The sequence below is a fragment of the Candidatus Bandiella numerosa genome (assembly GCF_021811875.1).
In the GTDB taxonomy this organism is placed as follows: Bacteria; Pseudomonadota; Alphaproteobacteria; order Rickettsiales; family Midichloriaceae; genus Aquirickettsia; species Aquirickettsia numerosa_A.
The window spans coordinates 1-1,604 of the sequence record NZ_JAJBJD010000192.1; the positions used below are offsets into that span (position 1 = coordinate 1).

Consider the following 1,604-nt stretch of genomic DNA (forward strand, 5'->3'; position numbering starts at 1 on the left):
AAGATTTCATTCTAGCATTGGCTATAAAAAGCCCATGAATGTTTATTTAGAGGCATTGAAAAATGCTGCTTAATAATAGGAAGCAAAATTCTCAAAATTTTGTCTTGATTTTTCAGTCCACTATAGTCAATTCAGCTTTAACAAATATGTTTTTAATATTCTGGATCATGGTATTTTTAATATTCTCTTCTTTAAAGTAATCATTGCGCTCCAGTGAGGTAATTAATAAATTAAATAAGTTGTTAAATTCCTCTTTGCTACAAAGCTCATAATTTTTACCAATTTTTACACCTTCCTGCGAAAAAAATTCATAAGCAAAAATAGAGACGGCTTGTGCCAAATTTAGTGAAGAATTTTGCTCATTCGTAGGAATAATTGAAATAACGTCAGCCAAACCTAATTCATCATTGGTAAGACCATTATTTTCTCTTCCAAATAAAATTCCAATTTTAATATCTTTATCAAATTTTTGATTGCAATACTTTGCCATCTTTTTAGGATGCATAACTTTTTTGACCATATATCTAGAACGAGCTGTTGCCGCAACAATAAAATTTAAATCAGCAATTGCAACATTCAAATCATCATATAGCACAGCTTTATCTAGCACAAAACTTCCTTTTGCTGCTAACTTAAAAGCCTCATCAGATGGTGGCCACCCATCCCTTGGTGACACAATTCTTAAGTTGTCAAACCCAAAATTAGACATCGATCTTGCAACAGCACCAATGTTTTCCGCAAGTTGCGGACAAACTAATATAATATACGGCTTGTGCACTTACGGCTTTATTTCCATTTAATAGAACATCCAATACTAGATATTTGCTCTCCTTTGAATTGCCCAGTTTCTGAAATTTCAGACATGGCTATATATAATTCCCTTTTGGCATCTGGAACAATATCTTTTTTAGCAGAGTCCAATCTTCCACGATACTGAAGCTCCATGCTAGAATTAAATCCAAAAAAATCTGGTGTGCAAACTGCATCATATATTTTAGCAATTCCTTGCGTACTATCAAGTAAATACGGAAATTGAAAATTATTTTCTTTAGCAAAAATTTTCATATTATCGTAAGAATCTTCAGGATAAGCAATTGTGTCATTTGAGTTTATAGCAACAAAGCCAATTCCTAATTTACATAACTCATTTGCTTCTTTAGCTATTTTTGTAGCTATAGATTTAACATAAGGACAATGGTTACAAATAAATGCGATCACCAATCCATTTTTTCCCTTAACTTTATCTAAATTGTAATAATTTCCATCTATAGAAATTAAATTAAAATCTTTTGCCTTCCAACCTTTATCTACCTCTGGTGTTGTTAATGCAACCATTTAAAACTCCTATGAATTTTCATTGTATTCTACCGAAAATATATATACTTTTTTTTACAAATCATCAAAAATAATTTAGATCTCCATAGAGCCTCGTTTACGTTTATTAGCTTCTATCCTATTTTTTGCACTCATGAGGTCTAGGAAGCATAAATATTAGATAGCGTTAAGCAACTTTTAGAATCAACTCATTGTCAATATTTGCTTCATAAAGATTCCACTCATTAGAGGACATAGTCGCTTTAATCTGCAAAACATTGTGTGCATTC

Annotated in this window: 2 protein-coding genes; both read right to left on the reverse strand. The window is 31.3% G+C overall.

The features are described from left to right. Window positions 1-112: 112 nt before the first annotated feature. Window positions 113-778: an RNA methyltransferase gene (locus L8D11_RS05310; protein ID WP_236870629.1), complete on the reverse strand. Its 666-nt coding sequence runs from the start codon at window positions 776-778 to the stop codon at window positions 113-115. A gap of 8 nt (window positions 779-786) precedes the next feature. Then, a complete protein-coding gene (locus L8D11_RS05315) occupies window positions 787-1,335 on the reverse strand; it encodes a thioredoxin family protein (protein WP_236870630.1) in 549 nt (182 codons plus the stop codon). Window positions 1,336-1,604: the final 269 nt, after the last annotated feature.

Coding starts and splice junctions, on each gene's coding strand:
- L8D11_RS05315 (WP_236870630.1), bottom strand. CDS start 1,335: ATGGTTGCATTAACAACACCAGAGGTAGATAAAGGTTGGAAGGCAAAA.